Raw genomic sequence first — 26,301 nt, 5'->3', positions numbered from 1 at the left:
TCAGTCGACCCGTTTGGCCCACTCGGCGGGGGTGAAGGTCTTCATCGACAGGGCATGCACCTCGTCGGTCTGCATACGCGTGCCCATGGCGGCGTACACCCGCTGGTGACGGGCGATGGGGCGCAGCCCCTCGAACGCGGTGGACACGATGGTGGCGTACCAGTGGCGGCCGTCGCCATCCACGTGGCAGACCTCGCAGGGCAGGCCTGCGGCGATGAGGGTTTGGATTTCTTCAGCAGTCATAGTCTGGACAGGGCAAAAAAGGTTAGCTCCGGATTTTGTATCCGATGCGCAGCAGGTAGGTGGCGATGGCACTGACCACCAGCAGGGCGACGCCGACCACGCCCAGGCTCAGCCAGGGCGACGCATCGCTCACGCCAAAGAAGCCGTAGCGGAAGCCGTCAATCATGTAGAAAAAGGGGTTGAGGTGGCTCACCCCTTGCCACATCGCGGGCAGGGACTGGGTGGAATAGAACACACCGCTCAGGAACGTCATGGGCATGATGACGAAATTCTGGAAGGCGGCGAGCTGGTCGAATTTCTCGGCCCACAGGCCGGCGATCAGGCCCAGCGCGCCCATGAGGGCCGCCCCCAGCACGGCAAACACCAGGATCCACCCGGGCGCTACAAAGCCCAGCGGCGCAAACCAGAACGCCACCGCCAGCACGCCGGCGCCCACCACCAGGCCGCGCACGATGGACGACCCGATGTAGGCCACAAACCAGCTCCAGTGCGACAAGGGCGTGAGCAGCAGGAACACCAGGTTGCCCATGATCTTGCTCTGGATGAGCGAGGACGAGCTGTTGGCAAACGCGTTCTGCAGCACGCTCATCATCACCAGGCCCGGAATCAGGAAGGCGGTGTAGCCAATGCGGTCGTAGACCTTGACGTGGTCTTCCAGCACATGACCGAAGATCAGCAGGTACATCACCGCCGTGAGCACGGGTGCCGCCACGGTCTGGAAACCCACTTTCCAGAAACGCAGTACTTCCTTGTAGAACAGGGTCTGCCAGCCGGTCACGGTGTCACCTCCGCGCTGGCCGCTTCGGATGCCACGCTGCCCCGGTTCATGATCTCGATGAACACGTCTTCCAGGTCGGCCTTGCGCATCTCCACATCCTCCACCACCAGACCCGACTCGCGCACGGCGGCCAGGTACTGCTCGATTTCCCGCGCATTGTGGGCCGGCAACTGCACCACGCTGCCCGTCACCCGGGCCTTGGCGGCCAGTGCGGGGGGCAGCGCGCCGTCGGTCTTGAACCGCAGCACATTGCCCGATGCCGCCTTGAGCAGGGCGCTGGTGCGGTCCAGTGCCACGATGCGCCCGCCCTTGAGCATGGCGATGCGCCCGCACAGGGCCTCGGCCTCTTCCAGGTAATGGGTGGTGAGCAGCACCGTGTGGCCCTGCTTGTTGAGTGTGGACACGAACTGCCACAGGGTCTGGCGCAACTCCACATCCACCCCGGCGGTAGGCTCGTCCAGCACGATGACCGGCGGCTTGTGCACCAGCGCCTGGGCCACCAGCATGCGGCGCTTCATGCCGCCGGAGAGCTGGCGCATGTTGGCATTGGCCTTGTCGGTCAGCCCCACGCTGTCGAGCAGCTCGTCAATCCAGTCATCGTTGTTGCGGATGCCGAAATAACCCGACTGGAAGCGCAGTGCCTCGCGCACATTGAAAAAGGGATCGAACACCAGCTCCTGGGGCACCACGCCGAGCTGGCGGCGGGCCTGTGCGTAATCGGCCTGCACGTCGCTGCCCATGACGGTAACGCGCCCGCTGGTTGCCCGGGTCAGCCCGGCCAGAATGCTGATCAGGGTGGTCTTGCCGGCGCCGTTGGGGCCCAGCAGGCCGAAGAACTCGCCTTCCTCGATGTCGAGCTGCACGCCATCGAGCGCCAGAAACGTGGCGCCCTTGGGACCGCGCGGCGACGGATAGGCTTTGGAAACGGATTGAAAGGAGATGGCGGTCATGGGAGACCGCCATTTTAAGCGGTCGGTATTCAGGCGCGGGGCAGCAGCCCCTCAATCCCGTACAAAGTGGCCAAATCGCCCAGATGCCGGGGCAAGCCCTGCACGGCCAGGGATTTACCCGCCCGCAGGCAGGCGCGGCGCAACTCCAGCAACACGGCCAGCGCCGAGGAATCAAAGCGGCGCAGGGGCATGGCGTCCACGACCACCGGCGACGCCTCAGAGCGCATGCCGGTCATCAGCTGCGTGAGGCAGGCCCGGGCCTGGGCCTGGGTCAGTTCTTCGGGCAGGCTCAGCACATCAGGCCTTCTTGGCGTTGGCCTTGTTGGCCTTGTTGCGCTCGGTCAGCGAGGCAATCAGGCCGTCCAGGCCCTTGGCATTGATTTCCTGCGCAAACTGGCTGCGGTAGGTTTCCACCAGCCACACGCCCAGCACGTTGAGGTTGTAGATGCGCCAGCCGGCGCCCTGACCGGGCGTCTTCTCCAGGCGGTAGTCCAGCTGGATGGGGTCGCTGCCGCCGCCCCGCACTTCGGAGCGCACCACCACTTCCTTGTCCTCGGGCGCGGCCCGCACGGGTTTCATGGAAATGGTCTGGTCCGTGACCTGGGCCAGTGCACCGGCATAGGTGCGCACCAGCAGGGTCTTGAACTCTTCCTGCAGTCGTTTTTGCTGTTCGGGGCTGGCCTGGCGCCAGGCGGGCCCGACGGCCGACGCCGTCATGCGCTGGAAGTTGACGTTGGGCATGATGCGCGCGTCCACCAGGGCGATCAGGCGCGCCGTGTCACCGGCGCGGATGGCCTTGTCGTTCTTGATGGTTTCCAGCACGTCCACCGACAGACGCTTGATCAGGGCATCGGCGGCCTCGTCTTCGGCGTGCGCAGCCACGCCTGCCCCCAAGGCGGTCACCGCCACACAGGCCACCAGAATACGACGCAAAAAATCACGTTTCATGCTTGCTTTCTCCATCCCGTCAAAGGGAAAACATTATCCAACTTCCCCGCCCGCCTTGCACGGTCGGGGCTCAGGGTGCGGGCTCGGTGTCCTCGTCGGGCGGATTGCCGTCGTACACCTGGTTGCGCCGGCGCTGCAGGTAGGCGTCGCGCATGAAGCTGTACTTGTCCAGCGCGGCCTCTTCCACCACCTGCCCGGCCTTCAGGTACTGGGCCCGGGTGTTCACCACGTCCAGCACGATCAGGCCATTGCGCGTGGGCTCGTCACTCAGGTGGTTGACCAGGTAGCCCTGGGATTCAACTGGCAGGGCCGCCGCATCGCGCAGGGTGTAGGAACCCAGAAACGGCACCACGATGTACGGCCCGGCCCCCACGCCCCAGCGCCCCAGGGTCAGGCCGAAGTTGGCCGGATGGCGCTCGATGTTCAGGTCACTGGCCACATCCACCAGCCCGCCCACGCCGATGGTGGTGTTGATCATGACGCGGCCAATGCTGTCGCCCGTGTCCTGGCCGCGCAGCTGCAAGGCGTTGTTCACGGCCGACCAGACATCTTCCAGGTTATGGAAGAAATTGCCCACACCGGTGCGAAACCAGTGGGGCGTGACCTTCTGGTAGCCGCTGGCCACCGGCTGGACCACCGCGCGGTCCAGCGCATCGTTGAAACCGAAAACCCCGCGGTTGAACGACTCCAGCGGGTCACGCGGATCGGGATTGGGCACGCTGGCACAGGCCTGCAGCAGCGTCACCGCCGCCAACACACCCCACGCGGCGACACGCGCCGGCCAGGTGCGTGGCCGGCGGTGCACAGGGCGCGCCAGGGCCAGGTTCATTTCTTGCTGCTGTCTGCCGCCGGGCCGTCGGCGGCCTTGCTGTACAGAAACTGGCTGATGAGGTTTTCCAGCACCACGGCCGACTGGGTTGCGCTGACGGTGTCGCCGGCGACCAGGTTGGCGGCGTCGGCGCCGGCTTCAATGCCGATGTACTGCTCGCCCAGCAGGCCGCTGGTGAGGATTTTCAGCGAACTGTCTTTGGGAAAGGCGTAGCGGCTCTCCAGCGCCAGGGTGACGCGGGCCTGGAAGGTCTTGTCGTCAAACGTGACCGACTCCACGCGGCCCACCACCACGCCACCGCTGCGCACGGCCGCCTTGGGCTTGAGCCCGCCCACGTTCTCGAACTTGGCCGTGACCCGGTAGGTGGGCTGGAAGCTCAGACTCAGCAGGTTGGCCGACTGCAGCGCCAGGAACAGGATTGCGGCCGCGCCAATCATGACGAACACACCAACCCAGACATCTTTCTTTGAGCGTTGCACAACACCCTCCTCAAGTGGTAAACATCATCGCGGTCAGGATGAAATCCAGACCCAGAACCGACAGGGACGCCATCACCACGGTACGGGTGGTGGCGCTGGCCACCCCTTCGGGCGTGGGTTGTGACTCGTAGCCCTGCAGCAGGGCGATGAAAGTCACGGTAAAGCCAAACACAATGCTCTTGATGATGCCGTTGCCCACGTCCTGCCAGACGTCCACGCTGCCCTGGATCTGGCTCCAGAAGGCACCGCCGTCGACGCCGATCATGAGCACGCCCACCACCCAGCCGCCGATCACGCCCATGGCGCTGAACACGGCCGCCAGCAGGGGCATGGCAATGACGCCGGCCCAGAACCGTGGCGCCAGGATGCGCTGCACCGGGTCCACCGCCATCATTTCCATGACGCTGAGCTGCTCCCCCGACTTCATGAGGCCGATCTCGGCGGTCAGGGACGTGCCGGCTCGCCCGGCAAACAGCAACGCCGTCACCACGGGACCGAGCTCGCGCACCAGCGTGAAGGTCACCAGTTGGCCCAGCGCATCGGTGGAGCCGAAGCGCAGCAGCGTGTAGTAGCCCTGCAGGCCGAACACGAAGCCGACAAACAGGCCCGAGACGGCAATGATGACCAGCGAGTAGTTGCCCAGGAAGTGGATCTGGTCGCGGATCAGGCCAAAACGCCGGAACGCCGATGCCACCGTAGCCAGCAGGCGCAAGAACAGCCGCGCGCCATAGCCCAGATCGGCCAGCTTGCGGCGGGTGGCAAACCCGACATCCGAGGGCTTGTACCAGCTCATGGTGCGACTCCTGCTTGCGGCGCCGTGGCCAGCGGGCCCGGGCCAAAATCCTCTTCCACCGACACGCCGGGGTAATGGAAACGCACCGGGCCGTCCGGCAGGGCGTTCACATACTGGTACACCAGCGGATCGGCGCTCTGGCGCACCTGCTCGGGCGTGCCCTCGGAGGCCACCTTGCCGTTGGCCAGGATGATCACGTGGTCGGCGATGCCGAAGGTCTGCTCCAGCTCGTGCGACACAAAGATGCTGGTCAGGCCCATGGAGTCGTTGAGTTCGCGGATCAGGCGCGCGGCAATGGCCAGCGAAATCGGGTCCAGCCCGGAAAAGGGCTCGTCGTACATCACCAGCTCGGGGTCCAGCGCAATGGCCCGCGCCAGGGCGATGCGCCGCGCCATGCCGCCCGAGACCTCGCTGGGCATCAGGTCACGCGCGCCGCGCAGGCCCACGGCATTGAGCTTCATGAGCACGATGTCGCGGATCAGGGCATCGGGCAGGTTGGTGTGCTCGCGCAACGGGAACGCCACGTTCTCGAACACGCTCAGATCGGCAAACAGGGCGCCGAACTGGAACAGCATGCCCATGCGCCGGCGGGCGGCGTAGAGCTGGGTCTGGTCCATGCGGGTCACGTCCTGGCCGTCGAACAGCATCTCGCCGGACTGGGCCCGGTTCTGGCCGCCTATCAGACGCAGGATGGTGGTCTTGCCGCCCCCGGAGGCACCCATCAGGGCCGTGACCTTGCCGCGGGGCACGCTCAGGGAGACGTTGTCCAGAATGACGCGCTCACCGTACCCGAAGGTCAGGTTGCGCAATTCGACAAGTGAGGGCGAGGAGGATGGGGCCATAAAAAACAAAAGCCGGACGTTTTCCGGCTTCTGGATGATAAGGGATTCAGGTAAACCCTTGGTTGAGGCGCGTCAACGCGGCAAGTCGCTGGCCCCCATCAGGAAGGCATCCACCGCGCGGGCGGCCTGGCGCCCTTCGCGGATGGCCCACACCACCAGACTCTGGCCGCGGCGCATGTCGCCGGCAGCAAAAACCTTGGGCGCGCTGGTGGCGTAGCCGCCGGTGGCCTCGGTGCTGGCCTTGGCGTTGCCGCGGCCGTCCTTGTCCACGCCGAACGCTTCCAGTACGGTTGCCACCGGGTTGACGAAGCCCATGGCCAGCAGCACGAGGTCGGCCTTGAGGACCTGCTCGCTGCCCGCCACTTCGACCATCTTGCCGTCTTTCCACTCCACGCGCACGGTCTTCAGGCCGGTGACCTTGCCCTTTTCACCGATGAATTCCTTGGTGGAAATGGCAAATTCGCGCTCGCAGCCCTCTTCGTGGCTGGAGCTGGTGCGCAGCTTGATCGGCCAGTAGGGCCAGGTCATGGGCCGGTTTTCTTCCTTGGGCGGCTGGGGCATCACCTCGAACTGGGTGACGCTGGCGGCGCCGTGGCGGTTGCTGGTGCCCACGCAGTCGGAGCCGGTGTCGCCACCGCCAATGACGATGACATGCTTGCCATCGGCCCGCAACTGGCCCTTGAGCTTGTCGCCCGCGTTGACCTTGTTTTGCTGGGGCAGGAATTCCATGGCGAAGTGGATGCCATCCAGATCGCGGCCGGGCACCGGCAGGTCACGCGACTGCTCGGCACCGCCGGTCAGCAGCACGGCATCAAAGTCTTTCTGCAGCTGGGCCGCCGAAATGTTCTCCTTGGCCCAGTTGGTGACCTTGGAGCCCTTGGGCATCTCGCCCACCAGCACGCCGGTGCGGATGGTCACGCCTTCCTTGACCAGCTGGTCGGCGCGGCGGTCGATGTGCGATTTCTCCATCTTGAAGTCGGGGATGCCGTAGCGCAACAGGCCGCCGATGCGGTCGTTCTTCTCGAACAGGGTCACGTCGTGGCCCACGCGCGCCAGCTGCTGGGCCGCCGCCATGCCGGCTGGTCCGGAACCCACCACCGCCACTTTCTTGCCCGTCTTGGTCTTGGCCGGCTGTGCCAGCACCCAGCCTTCGGCCCAGGCGCGGTCGATGATGGCGTGCTCGATGGACTTGATGCCCACGGCGTCGTCATTCACGTTCAGCACGCAGGCGGCCTCGCACGGTGCAGGGCAGATGCGGCCCGTGAACTCGGGGAAGTTGTTGGTGTTGTGCAGGGTGTCGATGGCGGCCTTCCAGTCGCCGCGGTACACCAGATCGTTGAAGTCCGGAATGATGTTGTTGACCGGGCAGCCGTTGTTGCAGAACGGTGTGCCGCAGTCCATGCAACGCGCGGCCTGCTTGTTGGCCTGCGCGTCGTCCAGTCCGATCACGAACTCTTTGTAGTGCTTCAGGCGCTCGTCAACCGGTTTGTAACCTTCTTCGATGCGCTCAAATTCCATGAAGCCAGTGACTTTTCCCATGATGTCTATCCTTGTACGTTGAGACGGGCCGGCCTTACTTGGCCGGAACTGCTACTTTTTTTGTAGCTGTCTGCGCAGGTTTCGTGCTGGTTGCCGCCTCTTTTTTCGCATGAATTTCACCCAGGGCACGCTTGTACTCCAGCGGGAAGACCTTGACGAACTTCAGGCGCGCGCTGTCCCAGTTGTCCAGCAACTCGCGGGCCCGCTTGCTGCCGGTCCAGCGGTTGTGGTCTTCCAGCAGCTTGCGCAGCTGGGCCTCGTCGCTCTGGCCGCGGTGCCAGATGGCCTTGTCCACGCTGGCTTCCTGCTCGGCCGCCGTCAGCACCTTGTCCAGCGACACCATGGCGGTGTTGCAGCGCTTGGCGAACTGGCCGTCTTCGTCGTACACGTACGCAATGCCGCCGCTCATGCCGGCGCCGAAATTGCGGCCGGTCTTGCCCAGCACAGCCACGGTTCCGCCGGTCATGTATTCACAACCGTGGTCGCCCGTGCCTTCCACCACCGTGGTGGCGCCCGACAGACGCACGGCGAAACGCTCGCCGGCGACGCCGCTGAAGAACGCCTCACCCGTGGTCGCCCCGTACATGACGGTGTTGCCCACGATGGTGTTACGGATGGCTTCGCCGCGGAAGTCGATGCTCGGGCGCACGATCACGCGCCCGCCGGAGAGACCCTTGCCGGTGTAATCGTTGGCATCGCCAATCAGGTACAGCGTGATGCCGTTGCACAGGAAGGCGCCGAACGACTGGCCGCCGGTACCTTCCAGCTGGATGCGGATGGTGTCATCGGGCAGACCTTCGGGGTGCACCTTGGTCACCGCGCCGGAGAGCATGGCCCCCACGGAGCGGTTGACGTTGCGCGCGACTTCCATGAACTGCACCTTCTCGCCCTTGTCGATGGCGGCGCGGCTCTTGGCGATCAGCACGTTGTCCAGGGCTTTTTCCAAGCCGTGTTCCTGCTCCAGGGTCTGGAAGCGGGGCACGTCGGCCGGCACCTGGGGTTGGGCAAACAGGCGGCTAAAGTCCAGGCCCTGGGCCTTCCAGTGCTCGATGCCCTGGCGCATGTCCAGCAGGTCGGAGCGGCCAATCAGGTCGTCGAACTTGCGGATGCCCAACTGGGCCATGATCTGGCGCACTTCTTCGGCGATGAAGAAGAAGTAGTTGACCACGTGCTCGGGCTTGCCGGAGAACTTCTGGCGCAGCACCGGGTCTTGCGTGGCCACGCCCACCGGGCAGGTGTTGAGGTGGCACTTGCGCATCATGATGCAGCCTTCCACCACCAGCGGCGCGGTGGCAAAGCCGAATTCGTCGGCACCCAGCAAGGCGCCGATGGCGACGTCGCGGCCAGTCTTCATCTGGCCGTCGGCCTGCACGCGGATGCGGCTGCGCAGACGGTTGAGCACCAGGGTCTGCTGGGTTTCGGCCAGGCCGATTTCCCAGGGGCTGCCGCAGTGCTTGATGGACGACCAGGGCGAAGCGCCGGTGCCGCCGTCGTGGCCGGCGATCACCACGTGGTCGGCCTTGCACTTGGCCACGCCCGCGGCAATGGTGCCGACGCCGATTTCGGCCACCAGCTTGACGCTGATGCCGGAGTGCGGAGCCACGTTCTTCAGGTCGTGGATCAGCTGCGCCAGGTCCTCGATGGAGTAGATGTCGTGGTGCGGCGGGGGCGAAATCAGACCGACTCCGGGCACCGAGTGGCGCAGGCGGCCGATGTACTCAGACACCTTGCCACCGGGCAACTGGCCGCCTTCACCGGGCTTGGCGCCCTGGGCCATCTTGATCTGGATCTGGTCGGCGCTGGACAGGTATTCCGCGGTGACACCGAAGCGGCCAGACGCGACCTGCTTGATGCGCGAACGCAGGCTGTCACCGGCTTGCAGCGGCAGGTCCACTTCCACCACATCGTCGCCGATGATGCTCTTGAGCGTGTCGCCCTGCTGGATGGGGATGCCCTTGAGTTCCTGGCGGTAGCGTGCGGGGTCTTCGCCGCCCTCGCCCGTGTTGCTCTTGCCGCCGATGCGGTTCATGGCCACGGCCAGCGTGGCATGGGCTTCGGTGGAAATGGAGCCCAGCGACATGGCGCCGGTGGCGAAGCGCTTGACGATTTCCTTGGCGGGCTCGACCTCATCCACGGGGATGGCCTTGGCCGGGTCGATCTTGAACTCGAACAAACCGCGCAACGTGAGGTGGCGCTTGCTCTGGTCGTTGATGAGCTGCGCATATTCCTTGTACGTGTTCCAGTTGTTGGAGCGCGTGCTGTGCTGCAGCTTGGCAATGGCGTCGGGCGTCCACATGTGCTCTTCGCCGCGGGTACGCCAGGCGTACTCGCCACCGGCATCCAGCGCGTTGGCCAGCACCGGGTCGGCCCCGAAAGCGGCCTTGTGCATGCGGATGGCTTCTTCGGCGATCTCGAAGACGCCGATGCCCTCCACCCGGCTGGGGGTGCCGGTGAAATATTTGCTGACGGTGGCGCTGGAAAGGCCGATGGCCTCGAACAGCTGCGCGCCGCAGTAGCTCATGTAGGTGGACACGCCCATCTTGGACATGATCTTGGACAGGCCCTTGCCCACCGCCTTGACGTAGTTGTAGATGGCTTTCTCGGCGCTCAGGTCACCCGGCAGGTCCTGGTGGATGCTGGCCAGCGTTTCCATGGCCAAGTAGGGGTGTACGGCCTCGGCGCCGTAGCCGGCCAGCACGGCGAAATGGTGCACTTCACGGGCGGTTCCGGTCTCCACCACCAGGCCGGTGGTAGTGCGCAAGCCTTCAATCACCAAGTGCTGGTGCACGGCGGAGAGCGCCAGCAGCGCGGGAATGGCCACCTGGGTGGCACTCACGCCGCGGTCGCTGATGATGAGAATGTTCTTGCCACCCTTGATGGCGTCCACCGCCTCGGCGCACAGCGAAGCCAGCTTGGCTTCCACACCTTCGCGGCCCCAGGCCAGCGGGTAGGTGATGTCCAGCGTGGCGCTGCGGAACTTGCCCTGCGTGTGCTTCTCGATGTCGCGCAGCTTGGCCATGTCGGCAAAGTCCAGCACGGGCTGGCTCACCTCCAGCCGCATGGGCGGGTTGACCTGGTTGATGTCGAGCAGGTTGGGCTTGGGACCGATGAAGGACACCAGCGACATCACGATCGCTTCGCGGATCGGGTCGATCGGCGGGTTGGTCACCTGGGCGAACAGCTGCTTGAAGTAGTTGTACAGCGGCTTGTTCTTGTCGGACAGCACAGCCAGCGGGCTGTCATTGCCCATGGAGCCGATGGCCTCCTCTCCCGCCGTCGCCATGGGGGCGATCAGGAACTTGAGGTCTTCCTGGGTGAAGCCAAACGCCTGCTGACGGTCCAGCAAATCGGCGCTCACATGCTCCATGCCGGTGGTTTGCGGCTCGGTGGCCGTAGCCGGCAGTTCCTGCGCGGACTCCCCGGCGGTCAGCACCACCACGTCGTCCAGGCGGATGCGCAGGTTCTCGATCCACTGCTTGTACGGCTTGCTGTTGGCCAGACCGGCCTTGAGTTCCTCGTCGTCGATCATGCGGCCCTGTTCCAGGTCGATCAGGAACATCTTGCCAGGCTGCAGGCGCCACTTGCGCACGATCTTGTTCTCGGGCACCGGCAGCACGCCGGACTCGGAACCCATGATGACGAAGTCGTCATCGGTAATGCAGTAACGCGAGGGGCGCAGGCCGTTGCGGTCCAGCGTGGCGCCGATCTGACGGCCGTCGGTGAACACGATGGAGGCCGGGCCGTCCCACGGCTCCAGCATGGCGGCGTGGTATTCGTAGAAGGCCTTGCGGCGCTCGTCCATGGTGGTGTGCTGCTCCCAGGGCTCGGGAATCATCATCATCACGGCCTGGCTGATGGGGTAACCCGCCATGGTCAGCAACTCGAGACAGTTGTCGAAGGTGGCAGTGTCGGACTGGCCGGCGAAGCTGATGGGGTACAGCTTTTGCAGATCGGCACCCAGCACGGGGGAGGACATCACGCCCTCGCGCGCCTTCATCCAGTTGTAGTTGCCCTTGACGGTGTTGATCTCGCCGTTGTGTGCCACATAGCGGTAGGGGTGGGCCAGCGGCCACTCCGGGAAGGTGTTGGTGGAGAAACGCTGGTGCACCAGACCCAGGGCGGAGACACAGCGCGCATCTTCCAGGTCCTTGAAGTACACGCCCACCTGGTCGGCCAGCAGCAGGCCCTTGTAGACCACGGTGCGGCTGGACATGCTGGGCACGTAGTACTCTTTGCTGTGCTTGAGCTTGAGCGCCTGGATGTGGGCACTGGCGGTCTTGCGGATCACGTACAGCTTGCGCTCCAGCGCGTCCTGCACGATGACGTCGTTGCCGCGGCCGATGAACACCTGGCGCAGGATAGGCTCCTTCTCGCGCACGGTGGGCGACATGGGCATGTCGCGGTTCACCGGCACATCGCGCCAGCCCAGCAGCACCTGGCCCTCGACCTTGATGGCGCGTTCCATCTCCTGCTCGCACGCCAGGCGGGAAGCGCTTTCCTTGGGCAGGAAGACCATGCCCACGCCGTATTCGCCGGGTGGTGGCAAGGTGACGCCCTGGGCGGCCATCTCTTCGCGATACAGCGCATCGGGCAACTGAATCAGGATACCGGCGCCGTCACCCATGAGCTTGTCGGCACCGACCGCACCCCGGTGGTCCAGGTTTTCCAGAATCTTCAGCGCGTTCTTGACGATGGCGTGGCTTTTCTCGCCGCGGATATGCGCCACGAAACCGACGCCGCAGGCATCGTGCTCTTGGTCGGCGGAATACAGGCCGTGGTCTTTGAGGTGTTGGGTTTCGGCAGCCGTGGTCATGGCGCACTCCTGAAAAATTGCAGTGGGAAGCGGAGGATACTGCAATGCAACAGAAGTGCCAAGCAGAATAATTGGGGTCAGATTCCAGTTAAATAAAGAGAATTTTTACTCAATTAAAATAAGGGACACATCAAAATCGATAGCACAGAACGCATTTTGGATGCGGATCACCCGCTACTCAAGGCTCTTCTTGCGCGTGGAGACCGGTCGCCCCGCCCGGCTTTTGCTGACCCGGCGCTGCGTCTTTTTTTGCAGCTCGGCAACAAAATCCGGCTCCCCCAAGGCCCAGCCGCGCAACGCCGTGTCGGTCAGGGCCGCCTGCTGCACCAAACCGACGCCCGTGCGCACCCATTCGGCATAGGCCGCCTCGCGGGCAAATGGCGTGTTGCCCAGTTCCCATACCAGAGGATGGGGCGTGATGCACTTGTCGGTGTGCTGGCCGATGTAGTGCCGGTGGCTGGACCAGGGATAGTCCCGCGCCTGGGTCACCAGGCCGGCGCGCACCGGATTGAGGTCGATATAGGCCATGCAGGCCAGCAAATAGCGTTCGGCCTGGATGACGGTGGATTTATAACGCCCTTCCCACAAGGTGCCGCTGCGCTGCTGGCGGTCATTGAAATACCGCACGTAACGTCGCCCCACGGCCTGCATCATCTGCGGCAGGGCGTCCGCGGTCTGCGGAGTGACCAGCAGGTGAAAGTGATTGTCCATCAGCACATAGGCGTGGATGGCGACACCAAAGCGGCGGGCATTTTCGTCCAGCAGGTCGAGCAGGGTCTGGTAATCCTCGGGGCCGGAAAAAATGGCCTGCCGGTTGTTCCCGCGCTGGATGACGTGGTGGGGATAGCCGGGCAGCGTGAGGCGGGGTAGACGGGCCATGTGCAAATTCGAACGCGTCGGGACGCACTAACAGGCGCTTGTGCCGGCCATCAGGCCACAGCCCACGCCCGCCACCCGGGGCTCACTTGGGCGCTTTGGTCACGCGGACCTTGCCGCCTGACGTGACAATGATCACTGGGTCGCCGGCCACCAGCACTTCGGTGCCCTTGGCCTGCACGATGGCGCGGCGCTCGCCGCCCTTGAGCTGCACCAGGATTTCCACGGCCTCTTCACGCGTGGAAAACCGCTCGATGGCATTGCCCGCTGCCGCGCCGGCCACGCCCGCCAGCACGCCCAGGACCTGGGCCTCGCGCGGCACGCCGCTGCCGCTATAGCCGCCAATGGCGCCGACCACGCCGCCCACGCCGGCGCCGATGCCGGTCTGGCTGCCGTCCACCACCACCGGGCGCACGGTCAGCACCACACCGTCTTCCACCTGAGCCATGCGCTGGGCTTCGCCGCGCTGGATCACGTCAGGACTGCTGCTGGCACAGGCCACCAGCGTGGTGGCAATGGCCACCGCCAGGCTCAGGTTGACTAATTTCTTCATCCGGGACTCCAAGGAACAGGTTGCAATGGTAAGGGTAAGGTCCAACGCCTTGAACGTGTCACACCCGGGTTTCGTTGTCCGCGGGCAATGTAAAGCGGGTTTCCAGCAGCGCCGTCAAGCCGAACTCCTGCAACAACTCCCGCAACCGCTGGGCCGCCGCCCGATTGGGCTTGCCGGTGCGCCGGGCAATGATGAGCTCGTTTTTCATGCTGTGCTCCCACCCTACCAGCTCCGTCACCGTCACCTTGTAGCCCCAGGCCTCCAGGTACAGACAGCGCAGCACATTGGTGATCTGGCTGCCCATCTCCCGGGTGTGCAGGGGGTGGCGCCAGAGTTCCGCCAAGGAGGTGCGGTTCAAGGACAGGGCCTTGCTGGCGTTGAGGCAGCGGGCGACTTCTGCCTGACAGCACGGCACCAGCACCATGAAGTTCGCCGTCTTCTGCAGGCCGAAAGCGATCGCGTCATCGGTGGCCGTGTCGCAGGCATGCAGCGCGGTGACTACATCGACATGCTCGGGCATCGCCTGTGACCCGGTGGATTCGGCCACACTCAGGTTCAGGAAGGTCATGCGCTCAAAGCCCAGCCGGGCCGCCAGTTCGCGGGATTTCTGCACCAGTTCCGGACGGAACTCCACCCCGTAAATCCGGCTTCCGGCCAGGTTCTTGAAAAACAGGTCGTACAGGATGAATCCCAGATAGGACTTGCCTGCGCCATGGTCCGCCAGCGTGGCGCCGGCGCCGCCGTTGGGCAGTTCCTGGAGCAGCTTTTCGATGAACTGGTACAGGTGGTACACCTGCTTGAGCTTGCGCCGCGAGTCCTGGTTGAGTTTGCCCTCGCGCGTCAGGATGTGCAGCTCCTTGAGCAGCTCGACGCTCTGGCCCGGACGCACTTCGGCAGCCAAGGGGTGTTCCGGCGCCGGCGGGGACACTCTGCCGGGCCGAGCCGGTTGGGGGGAGGTTTTCTTCATGGTGTGCTCTTGCCACGCCCAGCCGGGACGGGGCACTCCAGCCCGAGTGCCGCCCAGCCGGCATGGCCGAGCTGCTCCAGGGTCTGCATGTTCTTCTCGAAAATGGTTTCGGGCTCGGGAAACGCTGCAACGGCGCGCGCAATGCTGTCTTCGCGCAGCAAATGCAGCATCGGATACGGCCCCCGGTTGGTGTAATTGGTGATGTCGTCCGCGGCCGTACCGGCGAACTGGAACTGCGGGTGGAAGCTGGCAATTTGCAGCACCCCTTCCAGACCCAGCTCCCGCAGCGTCCGATCGGCATCATGCAGGAAATCGTTGAAATCCAGAAAGTCGGACAAAACCGACGGCGCGATCACCAGCGTCTGGTCGCGCACCACCGGGTCACTGGCCTGCAGCGCCTGCAGCTCGGTGATCAGGTCTTGCAGCAGGTCCGCGCGCGTGGTGGCGTGCGACACGGCATAGTGGACCTGCCCCTTGACATGCACGCTCTTGGCAAACGGGCAGAGGTTCAGGCCGATCACGGCCCGCTCCACCCACTGCCGGGTGGCGGCAAGGACCACGTCATCGGATGTGGGAAACGGGGAAGACGTCACAAGGTTCATGGCAGGCAGCATAGCCGGTCCTCAGGGCAACAGGCGTCGACCGGTCAGGCGTTCGTGTTCGCGGGCGGCAAAACGGTCGGTCATGCCGGCAATGTAATCCGCGATGGTCCGCATCGTGGTGGGCGTTGTCTGTGGGGGAGGAACCGGGGTTCCGGCGGCCACCCGTGCAGCAGAACCGGTCTGCATTTCCTGGGGCGCCTCGCTGTAGGCGGCAAACAACTCACGCACCACCTGCTGGGCCAGCGCCATGTTCTCCATGACCTGGGGATGGCGGTACAGCTCGCGCAACAGGAAGGCCTTTAGGGCCTGCGAACGCTCCCGCATCCCGCGACTGAAGACCACCAGCGCAGGCAGGGCGCGCGCCTGCGCCACACTGCCCGGCCGGGCCTCCGCCAGGGCCGCCTGCGTTGCGGCAATCACGTCGTAAACCTGTTCGCTCAGCATGAGCCGAATAGACTCGTAGAGCAGGCGGCGGGCATTGGCGGGCTGCGCCAGTTGGGCGTGGGCCGCCAGGGCCTGGCGGTAATAGCCCTCGAACAGGGGTACGTCCTGCAGCTGCTCCAGGGAAATGAGACCCGAGCGCACACCGTCATCAATGTCATGGGCGTTGTAGGCAATTTCATCGGCCAGGTTACACAGCTGCGCCTCCAGGCTGGGCTGGGTGCGCTGCAGGAACCGCTGCCCCACCCCACCGAGACCATCGGCGTAAAGGGGCTCATCCGCTTCCAGCAGGATGGCGTTGGCACGGGAGCAGTGCTTGAGGATGCCCTCGCGCGTCTCGAAGGTGAGGTTCAGGCCGTCAAAATCGGGATAGCGCTCCTCCAGGTGGTCGACCACCCGCAGACTCTGCAGGTTGTGCTCGAAGCCGCCATACGCCGCCATGCAGGCGTTGAGCGCGTCCTGCCCGGCGTGCCCGAACGGCGTGTGACCCAGGTCGTGCGCCAGTGCGATGGTCTCTACCAGATCCTCGTTCAGGTGCAGGGAGCGCGCAATGGAGCGCCCCAGCTGCGCCACTTCCAGTGAATGGGTCAACCGGGTACGGAACAGATCACCTTCGTGGTTCAGGAAAACCTGGGTCTTGTACACCAGACGCCGAAAAGCCGTGGAATGCACGATGCGATCGCGGTCACGCTGAAAAGCCGTGCGGGTTGGTGCATCGGCCTCCCCGAAGCGTCGCCCGCGCGATTGCGCCGGATGGCAGGCGTAGGGCGCCAGGCTCATTTCATGCACCTTTTTACCGGGTAACCCGCGCGGCAATTGCGCAGACAGCTATTTAATTGATAGCGCATCAGGCGCAGCAAGCATCAATCACCTTGCGGACCACCGCATCCGGGGCACTGCGCACCGCCGCACGGGACGGGCCATCAATCACCACAAACCGGATCGCCCCCCCTTCGGCCTTCTTGTCCACCCGCATCAGTTCCAGATAACGCCCCGCGTTGTCCTGGACGGACAAGCGCGGGCCCACCACGGGCAAGCCCGCGCGCTGCACCAGGGTAGTCAGCCGCCTCACGAAAGCGGCATCCACCAGGCCCAGCTCGCGCGACAACTGCGCCGCCATGACCATGCCGCAACCGACGGCCTCGCCGTGCAGCCACTGGCCATAGCCCATGCCGGCCTCGATGGCATGGCCAAACGTGTGGCCAAAATTGAGAATGGCGCGCAAGCCGGACTCCCGCTCATCCTGGCCAACCACCTCCGCCTTGATCTCGCAACTGCGCCGCACCGCGTGGGCCAGCGCGGAGACATCGCGGGCCAGCAGCTGGTCCATATGACCCTCGATCCAGTCCAGAAACGCCAGATCGGCGATGGGGCCGTATTTGATGATTTCCGCCAGCCCGGCGCTGAGCTCGCGGGCCGGCAGCGTCTTGAGCGTGTCCAGGTCGCACACCACCTGCAGCGGCTGGTAGAACGCCCCGATCATATTTTTGCCCAGGGGGTGATTGATGCCGGTCTTCCCTCCCACCGACGAATCCACCTGCGACAGCAAGGTGGTGGGAACCTGCACAAACGGCACTCCCCGCATGTAACTGGCCGCGGCAAAGCCCGTCATGTCCCCCACCACGCCGCCGCCCAGCGCAAACAGAACCGTCTTGCGGTCGCAGCCCTGTTGCAGCAGGGCATCAAAAATCGTGTTCAGCGTCTGCCAGGTCTTGTACTGCTCACCGTCAGGCAAGGTCACCAGGTGCACCGACGGATATTTGCCCGCCAATGCCGCTTGCAGTTGCTGTGCATACAGCGGGGCCACGGTCGTGTTGCTGACGATCACCGCCGTGGTCGCCGCCGGCAAGCCTGCAAAAGTGGCGGACTGCCCCAGCAATCCAGAGCCAATGGCGATCGGATAGCTGCGTTCGGCCAACGCGATGTGAACCGTATGGAAAATTGAAGCACTCATACCCCGAGTTTAGAGGTTCCCGTCACGCGAAGCCCCAAACCGGCCGTGCAGTCTCCCGCAGAACCTCTCACCGGGCAGGAATCACCCCGGCCAGTTCCAGCTGCATCACGATCATGTTGACCAGTGTTGCCACCGAAGGGCGCCCCGTCTCCAGCACGAAATGGGCTGTTTCCCGGTACAAGGGATCGCGCTGGGCAAACAGATCGCGCAGGCGGGTCAAGGGATCGGCCACCTGCAGCAACGGACGGTTGACATCATGGCGCAGGCGACGGAACAGCTCGTCGGGGGAGGACTTGAGGTAGATGACCCATCCACGCTCCCGCAGGTGCTGGCGGTTGGCGGGCCGCAGAACCGCGCCGCCGCCGGTCGACAGCACACGGGGCGACTCCAGGGTCAGTGCGTCGATGACCTCTTCCTCAATGTCCCGAAAGCTCGCCTCCCCCTCGCGCTCGAAGTATTCGCGGATGGGGCACCCCAACCGCGCCTCGATGGCATGGTCCGAGTCGACAAACGGCACCTGCAAGCGACGGGCAAGCTGCCGCCCCACCGTGGTTTTACCGGAACCGGGTAGGCCTACAAGACTGACTAGCAATTGAACAACGGTGTGGTAAGCTGGCGAATCCCCGTGCAAGCAGGGTATTTAACGCCCCGCCGACCGATCCGCCAAGGTTTTGGGGGTGATGAAAACCAGCATTTCCCGTTTCTTGTTCGAGCTGGACTTGGTCCGGAACAACACACCCAGTCCAGGCAGGTCACCGAAGAAGGGGACTTTCGCCGCATCGTCCTGCTGCTCTTCCGTGAAGATGCCGCCAATCACGACGGTCCCGCCGTTTTCCACCAAGACCTGGGTCTTGATGTGCTTGGTGTCGATGGCAAAGCCTGCGGGAGTCGACTGGCCCACGGTGTCCTTGGCCACGTCAACGTCCAGAATGATGCTGCCTTCCGGGGTGATCTGCGGCGTGACTTCCAGCTTCAGGGCTGCCTTGCGGAACGCAATGGATGTCGCACCACTCGACGACGCCACTTGGTAGGGCAACTCTGTACCCTGCTCAATCACGGCCTTGATCTGGTCCGCTGTCACCACCCGGGGGCTGGACACCACTTTGCCCTTGCCGTCCGCTTCCAGCGCCGAGATCTCCAGGTTCAAAAAGCTGCTGGCGGAAGCCCCAAAGAGCGATACCGCAAAGGTCCCCGGATTGGCATAACCCAAGGCCCCCGAAGACGGCAGGTTCACGAAGTTCCCGGAGGTGGTAGCCGCAGAGCCGGTAACATAGTTGGAACCCACCGAGCCAGTCAGAGGGCCGCCCTCCTGGGTTCCGACCGAGATGGCATTGCTGCCGCCACCACCGAGTTTGACACCCAGCGACTTGCCGAAACTGTCCGCGGCTTCCACAATGCGCGCCTCGATCAGCACCTGCCGTACGGCCACGTCGATTTTTGCGATCAACTGCTGCACCTGCTCCAGCTTGCTCGGAATATCGGTCACGAACAACTGGTTGGTCCGGGTTTCGAATATCACGCTACCCCGGGGGCTCAGAATCCGGCTGGTGTTGGCACCTGTACCGCCACCCGTTGCCGTCAACCCAGCGGCAATTTCCGAAGCCTTGCCGTAATTGATCTGGAACGACTGGGTTCGCAGCGCTTCCAAGCTTTGCACGGCCGCTACCGATTCGAGGTCCAACTTTTCCTTGGCGGCAATCTCGTCCTTGGGGGCCACCCACAGAACGTTTCCGCTCTTGCGCAAGCCCAGACCCTTGGCCTGCAGAATGATGTCAAGCGCCTGATCCCACGGCACGTCCTGCAAGCGCAGAGTCACCGAGCCCGATACCGAGTCGGACGTCACAATGTTGAAATTGGTGAAGTCGGCAATGACCTGCAACAGCGAGCGGACTTCAATATTCTGGAAATTCAGCGACAGCTTCTGCCCGTTGTAGCCCACGCCCTGCGTCAGCTTCTTGGCATCCACCTTCAGCTCCTTGACCTCCACCACGAATTGCTCGTCACTTTGGTAGGCGCTGTGCTCCCACTGGCCCTGGGGTTCAATGACCATGCGTACTCGGTCACCCGACTGGGTCGTGGTCACCGTTTTCACCGGGGTACCGAAATCGGCCACATCCAGCCGCCTGCGCAGTCCTTCCGGCAACGTAGACTTCATGAACTCCACCACCAGTGTCTTGCCCTGCTGGCGAATGTCGACGCCCACCTGGTTGTTGGGCAGGGTCACCACCACGCGCCCGGCCCCGTCGGCGGTCCGCCGGAAATCCAGGTCCTTCAAGGGGGCGGTATCGCGGCTGCGGTTTTCAGCGAACGTGGGGGTCGGCGTCGCAGCGGCAGGAGTTGCGGCGGAAGACTCCACCGCGACCAGCAGCGATTTACCCTGAATTTCCGCCTTGTAGGTCGCAGGCTGCTTCAAGTTGAGCACCACCCGGGTGCGCTCACCGGCCTGCACTACGCTGACCGACCTCAGGTTACCCTGGTTGATCTCGACGGTCGAACGCCCCATGGCATTGGCCACCCCCGGAAAGTCCAGCGCAATCCGTGCGGGCGACTGTATGACGAATCCGGTTGGCACCGCGGTCAGGGCCTCCGAGAGATCGATGCGCACAACCGCCGTCCCGCCCTGGATGGACCCCGTCACCGCCTCAATGGAGGGTTGCGTCTGTGCCTGGGCGCTCAGCCCCAGCGCCATGGCAACCGAAACAATAATGCGTTGCCACATGCGCAATCCCAACCGTTGGTTCTGATGATTCATTTCGACTTCTCCTGCAACTGCAGCGTTGCAACGCGTTCAATCCACTCGCCGACCGCGTCCTGCACGATTTCGCGCAGCGTCACCTCGGTCTCACTGATTTTGGTCACCCGGCCGTAGTTCTGGCCCAGGTAATTGCCCAGTTTCACCTGGTACAACAGGTTGTCCACCTTCACCAGGGCAACCGGCTGCCCGGCCTTGATGATGCTGCCTACCACGCTCATGGAATCCAGCGGGAACGCTTCCAGCGGCTCCTTGCGGCGTGCCAGTTCAGGGGCAACCAGGGCGCCGTTGGCCGCCACTTGCGCGGCGTCACGCTTCAGGGCTTGTGTCAACTTCTGGTTGCTGAAGGGCTCCACCGCAGTCGCATTGGTGTAAGCCTCCGGCTTGAATTGCTTGGGCGCCGGAATGGGAGGCACTTTGGGACGGGTCTGGTTGCGCTCTTCGGTCATCCACTGGCGAATCTCATCTTCGCTGGAAGACCCGCAGCCGGCCAGTACCAGGAGCAGGCCGGCCGCAGCCAGCAATTGCAAACGCGTCATTTCTTGGCTCCCTTGCCGCCCGATGCCTTGCGCTGCGAGGCCACTTCACTGGCGTCCAGGTAACGGAAAGTCTTGGCCGTGGAATCCAGAACGAGGGAGCCGTCCGCCGCCTTGGGAACGATAGTCAGGTTGTTCAGGGTCACGATACGGGACAGGTTGGCAATATCGGAAGCAAAGGCACCGATATCGTGGTAACGACCCGTAACCCGGATCGCGATGGGCAACTCGGCGTAATACTCCTTGACGGCAATCTGGCCGGGGCGGAACAAGTCGAATTGCAGGCTACGACCCAAACCCGCCTGGTTGATATCGGACAGCAATGCATCCATTTCCGCCTTGCTGGGCAATTGTTTCTCGAGCTGGGTCACATACTGCTGCACCTGCTCACGCTGCTTCTTCAGGACATCCAGGTTGACCGCCTTGGCCAGTTTGGTCTTGTACTCTTCACGGAGCTTGACCTCCTTGTCCTGCTCCTGCTGCAGGATTTCCTGCTCGCCGCTGAGCCACACGAACCACAGGGCCGCCACAATGGCCACCGCCGTGGCCACAAACAAGGCGTAGCGGGGAATGGAGGGCCACACCGACGGATCTTTGGGATCCAGATCGCGGAACTGCCCCAGCACCTTTTGCTGGAGTTCCGCAAAATTCACCGAATTGAGAGTTTTGATCGCCATACGGGTTCCTGCTATTTCTTGCCGCCTGCAGACGCGGCAGCAACAGGAGCCGATGCGGCAGCGGCAACCGTCGATGCTGCCTCCGCCACCTTGGCTGCAGCGGCCTTTTCTGCCTCACTGGCGCGCATCAGGCGAACCCTGATCGTAAAGTTGGCCACCCGCCGCTGGTCTCGGGCCGACAGCGCCACACTGCCCGCCACGATTTCCACCAATTCGGGTTTGCTGAACCACGGCGTATTGCTGGCCAGGTTGCGCAACAGTTCGGACACCCGCTCGTTGGACTGCGCGACACCATTCAACGTCACCAGCTGATCCGCCTGGGTCATCCTGGAAATATAGACGCCATCAGGCAATTGGTTGACCAGTTCGGTGAGCAAATGCACTGGCAAATTGCGGTCCGACTGCAAATCCTCCACGGCCTGCTGACGGGCACGCAAGGCCGCAATCTCGGCCTCCAGCCCTTCAATCTCCTTGATCTGGCTCTCCAGCTTCTTGATCTCCGTCTCCAGGACCACATTGGTCCCCTGCTGAACCGAAATGGCCGCCTGGAACCACAAGAACACGGCCCCGGCGATCAGGCCGCCCAGCACAGCGGAGGCCCCCAGGGACAAATTGAACAGTTCGCGCCGCCGTTTGCGGGCAGCTTCCCGGTGCGGAAGCAGATTGATCAGAATCACTGCGCAAACCTCCGCAACGCCAGACCGCACGACGTAAGGTACGACGGTGCCTCACGGGTCATTCTCTTCAAACGCACGCCGTCTCCAATCTCCATGCCGTCAAAGGGATTGAGCAAGGTGCAGGGGAACGTGGTGTGCTGGGTAACCGCAGCCGTCAGCCCGGGCAAGGCGGCAGAGCCTCCCGCCAACATGATGTAGTCCACCTTGTTGTGGGGCGTACTGGTAAAGAAAAACTGCAGCGCCCGACCCAATTCCTGGACCATGGTTTCAATAAAAGGACGCAAGACGGACGACTCGTAGTCGTCGGGCAACTCACCGCTGCGTTTCTTGCTCTCCGCCTCCTCCTGCGAGAAGCCGTACTGTCGCACGATCAGCTGCGTGAGCTGGGCTCCACCAAATGCCTGATCCCGGTCATACAGCACCTCGTCATCGCGCAGCACCTGCATGCTGGTGGTCAGCGCCCCAACCTCAAACAAGGCAACGATCAGACCTGCCCCCTTGTTCGGAAGGTTTTCAATCAACCGCCCCGCCGCCAGGCGGGCCGCGTAGGACTCCACATCCACCACCAGCGGCGTGAGTCCGGCGGCTTCCGCCAAGCCCTGAATATCCTGTACTTTTTCCTTGCGCGAAGCGGCAATCAGCACCTCCACATCACCGGCCGACGTAGCGCTGGGACCGATCACGCAAAAATCCAGACTGACTTCATCCAGCGGAAAGGGGATGTACTGGTTTGCCTCGGTCTCGACCTGCTGCTCCAGCTCCTGATCCGTCATCCCCCCAGGAAGGATGATCTTCTTGGTAATGACCGCCGACGGCGGCAATGCCATGGCCACATTCTTGGTTTTGGTGCCGCTTTTCTTGACCAGACGCCGCAGCGCATTGGCCACCTCGTCAAACTTCTCAATATTGCCATCCGTGATCCATCCCCGCTCCAGCGGCTCAATGGCGCAACGCTCCAGCACGAGATTGCCGGCCTTGTCACGGCCCAACTCCACCAGTTTCACACTGGAGGAACTGATGTCCAGCCCGAGCATCGGTACTGGCTGACGACTGAGAAACGACCCCAATGAGATCAAAACGGTCCCCTGAAACAGACCGGTCAAGCACCGGCCAAACTTAAGAAATCACTTGAATGCTATCAGTAAGCTCCTTGTCCCAAAAGGTTTTTTCTGTTTCAACTCGTTTCAACCGTTGTCAAAAGCCGACGATTTTGGCTCGCCACGGAAAACCATCCACCGATTCGGACGCCACGGCCGGAAACGGCAACAATACGGGCATTGGCCGCCCCGCAGCCTGCCAGCCGTGCATTTTTATAATGCCCGGGCATCCTTACTTCCATTGCCATGCCTACTTCCCCCACACCGTCCGAGAAAAACAAACCCAGGCTGCGTGAACGCATTGCGTCCATGCATTGGCTTGCACGCCTGGCCCTGTGGGCGACCGGCTTGGCCGTTGCTGGCGCAGTTTCCCTGTTGATGGTCATCGCGCTGGCCCTGTCGGTGGCCTTTCCCAACCTGCCGGATATCTCCGACCTGTCGGATTACCGCCCCAAGCTGCCCCTGCGGATTTTTTCCGCAGAAGGGGATCTCTTAGGGGAATTTGGTGAAGAGCGACGCAACCTGACACCGATTGCCGAAATTCCCAAGGTCATGACCAACGCCGTGCTGGCGATTGAAGATGCACGCTTCTACCAGCACGGTGGCGTGGACTATCTGGGCGTGCTACGCGCAGGACTGGCCAATGTGGGCCGGGCAAAAAGCCAGGGCGCATCCACCATCACGATGCAAGTGGCCCGCAATGTCTACCTGTCGTCGGAGAAGACCTTCACCCGCAAGATCTACGAGATCCTGCTCACCTTCAAGCTGGAGCACATGCTGAGCAAGGACCAGATTCTGGAAATCTACATGAACCAGATCTTCCTGGGCAACCGTGCCTACGGTTTTGCCGCCGCCTCCGAAACCTATTTCGGCAAACCCCTCAAAGACATCACCATTGCCGAGGCCGCCATGCTGGCCGGCCTGCCCAAGGCGCCTTCGGCCTACAACCCCATCAACAACCCGCAGCGGGCGCGCATCCGCCAGCGCTACATCATCGACCGCATGCTGGAAAACGGCTTCATCACCGACAAGGAAGCCGAGCTGGCCAAGAACCAGGAACTCAACGTCCGAAACGGGAACAACCGCAACCAGGTGCATGCTGAATACGTCGCGGAAATGGTCCGCCAGCTGATGTATGCGCAGTACGGCGATGAAACCTACACACGCGGCCTGGATGTCCACACCACCCTGCGCAGCGCCGACCAGAATGCCGCCTACCAGGCTCTGCGCCGGGGAATCATGGACTTCGAGCGCCGCCAGGTCTATCGGGGCCCCGAAAAGTTCATCGATCTGCCAACCGCGGCGCAGGACGTCGAAGACGCCGTGGACGAAGCGCTGGACGAGCGTCCGGACAACGGCGACGTGATGTCGGCCGTGGTGCTGGAGGCCTCCCCCAAGCAAATTACAGCCATGCGTCAGGGCGGCACCGTGCTGGAGATCACCGGCGATGGCCTCAAACCCGCACAATCCGGCCTATCCGACAAGGCCCCACCCAACATCAAGCTGCGGCGCGGCGCCGTCATCCGGGTATCGAAGACTCCGAAAGACACCTGGGAAATCACCCAGTTGCCCGAGGTGGAGGGCGCTTTTGTTGCCATCGATCCCCGCGACGGCTCCATCAAGGCGCTGGTGGGGGGCTTTGACTTTGCCAAGAACAAGTTCAACCACGTCACGCAAGCCTGGCGCCAACCAGGCTCCAGCTTCAAGCCGTTTATCTACTCAGCCGCCCTGGAGAAGGGTTTCACCCCCTCCACCGTGGTCAACGACGCCCCCCTATTCTTCGACGCCGGCGTCACGGGCGGGCAACCCTGGGAGCCCAAGAATTACGACGGCAAGTTTGAAGGCCCGATGACGCTGCGCCGCGGCCTGGCGAAGTCCAAGAACATGATCTCGATCCAGGTCCTGCGTTCCATCGGCCCCCAATACGCACAGGAATGGATCACCCATTTCGGATTCGAAGCCGAACGGCACCCGCCCTATCTCACCATGGCGCTGGGCGCCGGATCGGTAACGCCCATGCAAATGGCCGTGGGCTACTCGGTCTTCGCCAACGGGGGTTACCGGGTCAACCCCTGGCTGGTCTCCAAAGTGAACGAACAGCGCGGCAAGGTCCTGGTGGAAACCCAGCCCCCGGTACTCGATGAGTCGCAACGCGCCATCGACGCCCGCAACGCCTTCATCATGGACAGCCTGCTGCAGGAGGTGACCCGCTCCGGCACGGCGGCACGCGCCCAGGCCACGCTGAAGCGCCCTGATGTATATGGCAAGACCGGGACGACCAACGACTCCCTGGACGCCTGGTTTGCCGGATTCCAGCCCACCCTGACGGCGGTTACCTGGATCGGTTACGACACACCCCGCAAACTCGGCGACCGCGAAACCGGTGGCGGCCTGAGCCTGCCCGTCTGGATCAGCTTCATGGCCCAAGCGCTCAAGAATGTGCCCGTCATGGAACCGTCCGTACCCGAGGGGGTCGTGAACGTGAACAACGAATGGTATTACGACGAATTTGCCAAGGGCGCGGGCGTTTCCGGGCTGGGGCTGGAGGAGAAACCTGACGCAACGCCCCTGCCGCTGCCCCCCGCCGATGAGAAGAAAAAAATCCTGGATCTGTTCAAGAACTGATCACGCCGCGAACTGCAACGCCTGACCAGCCTGCAAGCTGGCGTTGCTGGAGAGCGCAGAGAAGAACTCCCCCTGGCCCTTGGTGTCACGCCACTGGCCATCCACCCAACGGTAGTGGTAGCCCCCGGACTTGGTCGCCAGCCAGATCTCGTGCAGCGGCTTTTGCTGGTTGATGACAATCTGGCTTCCGTTGGAAAAGGTCAGGGTTACCATGCCCCCCACCCGCTGGTTGTCCACATCGGCATCGGTTTCGTCGTTGATGCGGTCGCAGCAGGCCTCCACAGCCTTGAGCAAAGCGTCCGCGCGGTCCATGAATTCGGGGTCGGTCAT

At 63.3% G+C, this 26,301-nt stretch carries 25 protein-coding genes; 1 reads left to right on the top strand and 24 read right to left on the bottom strand.

All coding sequences use genetic code 11. The annotated features are described in order from the left end of the window. The 23 genes from AC1Q5W_RS02930 to AC1Q5W_RS02820 all read right to left on the bottom strand — a co-directional run bounded on the left by AC1Q5W_RS02930 (position 1) and on the right by AC1Q5W_RS02820 (position 23,325). The gene (locus tag AC1Q5W_RS02930) at positions 1 to 243 is read right to left on the bottom strand and encodes a BolA family protein (protein WP_492643940.1); all 243 of its coding nucleotides are present in this window, start codon (positions 241 to 243) and stop codon (positions 1 to 3) included. Between the two features lie 22 nt (positions 244 to 265). Continuing rightward, positions 266 to 1,021 (bottom strand): ABC transporter permease, encoded by a 756-nt coding sequence (locus tag AC1Q5W_RS02925; protein ID WP_492643941.1) that lies wholly within the window; start codon positions 1,019 to 1,021, stop codon positions 266 to 268. Continuing rightward, positions 1,018 to 1,971, bottom strand: a complete 954-nt coding sequence (locus AC1Q5W_RS02920; protein ID WP_492643942.1) for an ABC transporter ATP-binding protein — start codon at positions 1,969 to 1,971, stop codon at positions 1,018 to 1,020. Before AC1Q5W_RS02920 ends, AC1Q5W_RS02925 begins: the two co-directional genes overlap by 4 nt. Positions 1,972 to 2,000: 29 nt before the next feature. Continuing rightward, entirely contained in the window at positions 2,001 to 2,267 is a 267-nt protein-coding gene (locus tag AC1Q5W_RS02915) for an STAS domain-containing protein (protein ID WP_492643943.1), read from the bottom strand. Between the two features lies 1 nt (position 2,268). Further along, positions 2,269 to 2,919, bottom strand: a complete 651-nt coding sequence (locus AC1Q5W_RS02910) for an MlaC/ttg2D family ABC transporter substrate-binding protein (protein ID WP_492643944.1) — start codon at positions 2,917 to 2,919, stop codon at positions 2,269 to 2,271. A gap of 70 nt (positions 2,920 to 2,989) precedes the next feature. Beyond that, the gene (locus AC1Q5W_RS02905) at positions 2,990 to 3,748 is read right to left on the bottom strand and encodes an MlaA family lipoprotein (RefSeq protein ID WP_492643945.1); all 759 of its coding nucleotides are present in this window, start codon (positions 3,746 to 3,748) and stop codon (positions 2,990 to 2,992) included. Continuing rightward, complete coding sequence (mlaD, locus tag AC1Q5W_RS02900; protein WP_492643946.1) at positions 3,745 to 4,227, bottom strand: outer membrane lipid asymmetry maintenance protein MlaD; 483 nt, start codon at positions 4,225 to 4,227, stop codon at positions 3,745 to 3,747. Before mlaD ends, AC1Q5W_RS02905 begins: the two co-directional genes overlap by 4 nt. 10 nt (positions 4,228 to 4,237) lie before the next feature. Then, positions 4,238 to 5,020, bottom strand: a complete 783-nt coding sequence (mlaE, locus tag AC1Q5W_RS02895) for a lipid asymmetry maintenance ABC transporter permease subunit MlaE (protein WP_492643947.1) — start codon at positions 5,018 to 5,020, stop codon at positions 4,238 to 4,240. Continuing rightward, entirely contained in the window at positions 5,017 to 5,862 is an 846-nt protein-coding gene (locus AC1Q5W_RS02890) for an ABC transporter ATP-binding protein (RefSeq protein ID WP_492643948.1), read from the bottom strand. The genes mlaE and AC1Q5W_RS02890 overlap by 4 nt, the downstream gene beginning before the upstream one ends. A 72-nt stretch (positions 5,863 to 5,934) precedes the next feature. Further along, positions 5,935 to 7,401: a glutamate synthase subunit beta gene (locus AC1Q5W_RS02885; RefSeq protein WP_492643949.1), complete on the bottom strand. Its 1,467-nt coding sequence runs from the start codon at positions 7,399 to 7,401 to the stop codon at positions 5,935 to 5,937. A 34-nt stretch (positions 7,402 to 7,435) separates the two neighbouring features. Next, on the bottom strand, positions 7,436 to 12,214 hold the full coding sequence (locus tag AC1Q5W_RS02880; protein WP_492643950.1) for a glutamate synthase-related protein: 4,779 nt from the start codon (positions 12,212 to 12,214) through the stop codon (positions 7,436 to 7,438). Positions 12,215 to 12,388: 174 nt separating this feature from the next. Continuing rightward, on the bottom strand, positions 12,389 to 13,093 hold the full coding sequence (locus tag AC1Q5W_RS02875; RefSeq protein ID WP_492643951.1) for an REP-associated tyrosine transposase: 705 nt from the start codon (positions 13,091 to 13,093) through the stop codon (positions 12,389 to 12,391). A gap of 82 nt (positions 13,094 to 13,175) precedes the next feature. Then, complete coding sequence (locus AC1Q5W_RS02870) at positions 13,176 to 13,643, bottom strand: glycine zipper 2TM domain-containing protein (protein ID WP_492643952.1); 468 nt, start codon at positions 13,641 to 13,643, stop codon at positions 13,176 to 13,178. Positions 13,644 to 13,701: 58 nt separating this feature from the next. Next, a complete protein-coding gene (locus tag AC1Q5W_RS02865) occupies positions 13,702 to 14,610 on the bottom strand; it encodes a class I SAM-dependent methyltransferase (RefSeq protein WP_492643953.1) in 909 nt (302 codons plus the stop codon). After that, positions 14,607 to 15,212 carry a DUF1415 domain-containing protein gene (locus tag AC1Q5W_RS02860; RefSeq protein ID WP_492704038.1) on the bottom strand — a complete coding sequence of 202 codons (606 nt, stop codon included), beginning with the start codon at positions 15,210 to 15,212 and terminating at the stop codon, positions 14,607 to 14,609. Before AC1Q5W_RS02860 ends, AC1Q5W_RS02865 begins: the two co-directional genes overlap by 4 nt. 21 nt (positions 15,213 to 15,233) lie before the next feature. Further along, entirely contained in the window at positions 15,234 to 16,433 is a 1,200-nt protein-coding gene (locus AC1Q5W_RS02855) for a deoxyguanosinetriphosphate triphosphohydrolase (protein ID WP_492643955.1), read from the bottom strand. Between the two features lie 67 nt (positions 16,434 to 16,500). After that, positions 16,501 to 17,607 (bottom strand): 3-dehydroquinate synthase, encoded by a 1,107-nt coding sequence (gene aroB / locus AC1Q5W_RS02850; RefSeq protein ID WP_492643956.1) that lies wholly within the window; start codon positions 17,605 to 17,607, stop codon positions 16,501 to 16,503. Between the two features lie 67 nt (positions 17,608 to 17,674). Then, complete coding sequence (locus AC1Q5W_RS02845) at positions 17,675 to 18,199, bottom strand: shikimate kinase (protein WP_492643957.1); 525 nt, start codon at positions 18,197 to 18,199, stop codon at positions 17,675 to 17,677. Between the two features lie 48 nt (positions 18,200 to 18,247). Further along, a complete protein-coding gene (locus AC1Q5W_RS02840) occupies positions 18,248 to 20,359 on the bottom strand; it encodes a type IV pilus secretin PilQ (RefSeq protein WP_492643958.1) in 2,112 nt (703 codons plus the stop codon). Then, positions 20,356 to 20,898 carry a pilus assembly protein PilP gene (locus AC1Q5W_RS02835; protein WP_492643959.1) on the bottom strand — a complete coding sequence of 181 codons (543 nt, stop codon included), beginning with the start codon at positions 20,896 to 20,898 and terminating at the stop codon, positions 20,356 to 20,358. The genes AC1Q5W_RS02840 and AC1Q5W_RS02835 overlap by 4 nt, the downstream gene beginning before the upstream one ends. Continuing rightward, positions 20,895 to 21,572, bottom strand: coding sequence for a type IV pilus inner membrane component PilO (locus tag AC1Q5W_RS02830; protein WP_492643960.1), 678 nt, complete (start codon positions 21,570 to 21,572; stop codon positions 20,895 to 20,897). The genes AC1Q5W_RS02835 and AC1Q5W_RS02830 overlap by 4 nt, the downstream gene beginning before the upstream one ends. An 11-nt stretch (positions 21,573 to 21,583) precedes the next feature. Then, positions 21,584 to 22,249, bottom strand: coding sequence for a PilN domain-containing protein (locus AC1Q5W_RS02825; protein WP_492643961.1), 666 nt, complete (start codon positions 22,247 to 22,249; stop codon positions 21,584 to 21,586). Beyond that, a complete protein-coding gene (locus AC1Q5W_RS02820; protein ID WP_492646123.1) occupies positions 22,246 to 23,325 on the bottom strand; it encodes a pilus assembly protein PilM in 1,080 nt (359 codons plus the stop codon). The genes AC1Q5W_RS02825 and AC1Q5W_RS02820 overlap by 4 nt, the downstream gene beginning before the upstream one ends. Before the next feature lie 330 nt (positions 23,326 to 23,655). Between AC1Q5W_RS02820 and AC1Q5W_RS02815 the strand changes: the two genes are divergently transcribed. Then, on the top strand, positions 23,656 to 25,971 hold the full coding sequence (locus tag AC1Q5W_RS02815) for a penicillin-binding protein 1A (RefSeq protein ID WP_492643962.1): 2,316 nt from the start codon (positions 23,656 to 23,658) through the stop codon (positions 25,969 to 25,971). On the opposite strand, the gene cyaY is transcribed toward AC1Q5W_RS02815, so the two are convergent. After that, a complete protein-coding gene (gene cyaY / locus AC1Q5W_RS02810; protein WP_492643963.1) occupies positions 25,972 to 26,301 on the bottom strand; it encodes an iron donor protein CyaY in 330 nt (109 codons plus the stop codon).

The organism is Rhodoferax sp. MLSD5-FHT05B10 (genome assembly GCF_058793415.1).
The sequence above is the reverse complement of the archived record's forward strand: the minus strand, read 5'-3'. Positions and strand labels throughout refer to the sequence as shown.